The sequence below is a fragment of the Burkholderia sp. Ac-20379 genome (genome assembly GCF_017104645.1).
Classification (GTDB): Bacteria; Pseudomonadota; Gammaproteobacteria; order Burkholderiales; family Burkholderiaceae; genus Burkholderia.
Genome location: NZ_JAAGPF010000493.1, coordinates 1 through 3,937, shown reverse-complemented (window position 1 = coordinate 3,937; position 3,937 = coordinate 1). Strand labels below are relative to the sequence as shown.

The following is a 3,937-nucleotide window of genomic DNA, read 5'->3' as shown; positions in this document are numbered from 1 at the left end:
GCCGCGCGCCGCGCCGGCGCCTGTTGCGCGCAGGTCTGCGCGCCGCGTGCGATGATCCGGAGTTCGCCCGCCGCCGCCGCGCGACGGGCCTTCGTTTTTCACGCCGGAACGCGCCGCGGCCAGCCCGCGCGGCGCGTTCCGGCGCAACCGCGACAAGCGATTCTCGACGTGTCGCTGGACCCGGCCCGGCTCGCCGCCATGCCGGTCAATGAATACGTCGACTTGTATGTGATCCAGCCTTCAGATACAGGACTTCTTTCCTCGCCTTAAACCCAGGAAAACATCATGGCCCACAATCTCCACAAGACCCTCAAGGAATTCGACAGCGGTTCCGGCAAAGGCAAGTTCTATTCGCTGCCCCAACTCGGCAAGGAACTGAAGATCAAGATCGAACGCCTGCCGGTGTCGATCCGTCTCGTTCTCGAGTCGGTGCTGCGCAACTACGACGGCAAGAAGATCACCGAGGAACACATCGAGCAACTGGCGAACTGGAAGCCGGCCGCCAAGCGCGTCGACGAAATCCCGTTCGTGGTGGCCCGCGTGGTGCTGCAGGATTTCACGGGCGTGCCGCTGCTCGCCGACATCGCGGCCATGCGCGGCGTCGCCCAGCGCGCCGGCCAGGATCCGAAGAAGATCGAACCGCTGGTCCCGGTCGATCTGGTCGTCGATCACTCGGTGCAGATCGATTATTTCCGCCAGAAGGACGCGCTCGATCTGAACATGAAGCTGGAATTCCAGCGCAATAACGAGCGCTACCAGTTCATGAAGTGGGGCATGCAGGCGTTCGACACGTTCGGCGTGGTGCCCCCGGGCATCGGCATCGTCCACCAGGTCAACCTCGAATACCTGGCGCGCGGCGTGCACAAGAAGTCCGAAGGCGCGGACACCGTGTACTACCCGGACACGCTGGTCGGCACCGACAGCCACACCACGATGATCAACGGCATCGGCGTGGTGGGCTGGGGCGTGGGCGGCATCGAGGCCGAAGCCGGCATGCTCGGCCAGCCGGTGTACTTCCTGACGCCGGACGTGGTCGGGGTCGAGCTGAAGGGCAAGCTGCGCGAAGGCGTGACGGCCACCGATCTGGTGCTGACGATCACCGAAATGCTGCGCAAGGAGAAGGTCGTCGGCAAGTTCGTCGAATTCTTCGGCGAAGGCACGGCCTCGCTGTCGCTGCCGGATCGCGCGACGATCGGCAACATGGCGCCCGAATACGGCGCGACCATGGGCTTCTTCCCGGTCGACGAAAAAACCATCGACTACTTCGAAGGCACGGGCCGCACCAAGGCCGAAATCGCCGCGTTCGAAAGCTATTTCAAGGCCCAGAAGCTGTTCGGCGTGCCGAAGGCCGGCGAAATCGACTACACCAAGTCGCTGACGCTCGACCTGGCCACCGTCGCCCCGTCGCTGGCCGGCCCGAAGCGCCCGCAGGACCGCATCGAGATCACCCACGTGAAGTCCACCTTCACCGACCTGTTCTCGAAGCCGGTGGCGGAAAACGGCTTCAACAAGAAGGCCGAGGATCTGGACAAGCAGTTCACCACGACCAACGGCGTGGACGTGAAGAGCGGCGACATCCTGATCGCCGCGATCACCTCGTGCACCAACACCTCGAACCCGAGCGTGCTGCTGGCCGCCGGCCTGCTGGCCAAGAAGGCGGTGGAAGCCGGCCTGACGGTCGCGCCGCACATCAAGACCTCGCTGGCGCCCGGCTCGCGCATCGTCACCGAATACCTGACCAAGACGGGCCTGCTGCCCTACCTGTCCAAGCTCGGTTTCGAACTGGCCGCCTACGGCTGCACGACCTGTATCGGCAACGCGGGCGATCTGACGCCGGAACTGAACGAAGCGATCGTCAAGAACGACATCGTCGCGGCGGCCGTGCTGTCGGGCAACCGCAACTTCGAAGCGCGCATCCACCCGAACATCCGCGCCAACTTCCTGGCCTCGCCGCCGCTGGTGGTGGCCTACGCGATCGCCGGCAACATCACGCGCGACCTGATGACCGAACCGGTCGGCAAGGGCAAGGGCGGCCGCGACATCTACCTCGGCGACATCTGGCCGACCAGCGATGAAATCCAGGCGCTGCTGAAGTTCGCGCTCGACCCGAAGGCATTCGAATCGAACTACGCGAAGCTGACCAAGAAGGGCGACCTCTGGAGCAAGATCGAGGGCGAAACGGGGCAGGTCTACGACTGGCCGAAGTCGACCTACATCGCGGAGCCGCCGTTCTTCGGCAAGGATTTCCCGATGCAGCCGTCGGATTCGATCGTGCCGGTCAAGGGCGCGCGCGCGCTCGGCGTGTTCGGCGATTCGGTCACGACCGACCACATCAGCCCGGCAGGCTCGATCAAGGAAGATTCGCCGGCCGGCAAGTGGCTCAAGGAAAACGGCGTGCAGAAGGCCGATTTCAACAGCTACGGCTCGCGTCGCGGCAACCATGACGTGATGATGCGCGGCACGTTCGCGAACGTCCGGATCAAGAACCTGATGATCCCGGCGAAGGCCGACGGCTCGCGCGTCGAAGGCGGCCTGACGATCCATCAGCCGAGCGGCGAACAGCAGTACATCTACGACGCCGCGATGCAGTACATCGCCGACGGCGTGCAGACGGTGATCTTCGCGGGCGAGGAGTACGGCACGGGTTCGTCGCGCGACTGGGCGGCCAAGGGCACGCAACTGCTGGGCGTGAAGGCCGTGATCGCACGCAGCTTCGAGCGGATCCACCGTTCGAACCTGGTCGGCATGGGCGTGCTGCCGCTGCAGTTCAAGGGCTCGGACAGCGTGCAATCGCTCGGCATCACCGGCGAGGAAACCTACGACGTCGAAGATCTCGGCGACGATTTCAAGCCGCAGCAGGACGTCACGCTCGTGATCCACTTCAAGAACGGCGAAACGAAGCGCGTGCAGGTGCTGCTGCGCGTCGACACGCCGATCGAAGTCGATTACTACAAGCACGGCGGGATTCTGCCGTTCGTGCTGCGCTCGCTGCTCGCGGCGTAAGCGCGGTTTTGCAGGGGCCGCGCATCGGCAACGGTGCGCGGCCGATTCGAGCCCGGCTCCGGCCGGGCTTTTTTTATTGCGGCGCGGCAGCGGCTCCGAATGCTCGCGAAGCCGACCGAGTGGCTAGGCCTGCGTCATGCCGGCATGATGCGCGGCGATCGGGCGTATCAGCGCGGCGAGACGCCAGGCCATCACCATCACCCAGAACGGGCCCGATACCGCCCAATTCAATTGCGCCGCGACCGAACCGAGTTCGTAGTGCATGACCGCCGTCCAGCCGATCAGGTACACGAGATATTGGGCCAGCGCGATTTTCCAGTAGATCGGCACGGAGAGCAGCAGGTATCGCGTCAGGAACTGCGTGCCGTGCCGGCCGCCGTTGCTGCGATAGATCCACACCAGGCTGCCCACGATCGCGGCGAAGTACGCGACGGTCCCCGCCAAAATCACGGGGTAGCGTATCTGCCACATCGAGACGCGGTGGAACGACATCATCAGGCACTGGAGCAGGACAGCCGCCAGCACATAGCAAAACACCGTGTGCTCCTCGACGCGCGGTTCGAGCAGCAGGCGCCGGGCGTGGCCGGTGCGCCAGATCAGATGAGGTTTGAAGGGCATCGGCGGAACGGGATCGGGTGGAAGGAAGGCATGCCGCCAGCAGGCGTGCCCGATCATACCTGCCGCGCGATGCGCGGATCACTCGAAAAACTGACAGGCTCGGGCCATCCTGGCGTGCCGGCCCTGCCCGGCACGGCGGCATGCCCGGTCTTACTTCGCGCCCCGCTCCGACGCCACCGCCTGCCCCGACCGATGCGACGGCGCGAACAGCCGCAGCCCGCTCGCCAGGCTGGCGGCGGCCGAGAAGCCCGCGCCGAGGCCGAGCGCCAGCGTCGGGCCGTGGCGGCTCGGAAGGGCGTCGGGTAGGGAAAGAGTG

3 protein-coding genes and 1 pseudogene are annotated in these 3,937 nt (G+C 65.2%); 2 read left to right on the top strand and 2 right to left on the bottom strand.

The window, feature by feature from the left end:
- Together G3N92_RS31875 and acnA are read left to right on the top strand one after the other, a co-directional pair.
- Positions 1 to 270 (top strand): hypothetical protein (locus G3N92_RS31875; RefSeq protein WP_206131517.1); only part of this gene is annotated, 270 nt, incomplete at its 5' end.
- A gap of 15 nt (positions 271 to 285) precedes the next feature.
- Positions 286 to 3,003 carry an aconitate hydratase AcnA gene (acnA, locus tag G3N92_RS31870; protein ID WP_206131516.1) on the top strand — a complete coding sequence of 906 codons (2,718 nt, stop codon included), beginning with the start codon at positions 286 to 288 and terminating at the stop codon, positions 3,001 to 3,003.
- Between the two features lie 123 nt (positions 3,004 to 3,126).
- Here the strand turns inward: acnA and G3N92_RS31865 are convergent, their stop codons facing one another.
- Together G3N92_RS31865 and G3N92_RS35215 are read right to left on the bottom strand one after the other, a co-directional pair.
- Positions 3,127 to 3,678 (bottom strand): hypothetical protein, encoded by a 552-nt coding sequence (locus G3N92_RS31865; protein WP_206131515.1) that lies wholly within the window; start codon positions 3,676 to 3,678, stop codon positions 3,127 to 3,129.
- Positions 3,679 to 3,771: 93 nt separating this feature from the next.
- Positions 3,772 to 3,937, bottom strand: a pseudogene (locus G3N92_RS35215) (MFS transporter); the annotation flags it as partial.

Coding starts and splice junctions, on each gene's coding strand:
- acnA (WP_206131516.1), top strand. CDS start 286: ATGGCCCACAATCTCCACAAGACCCTCAAGGAATTCGACAGCGGTTCC.
- G3N92_RS31865 (WP_206131515.1), bottom strand. CDS start 3,678: ATGATCGGGCACGCCTGCTGGCGGCATGCCTTCCTTCCACCCGATCCC.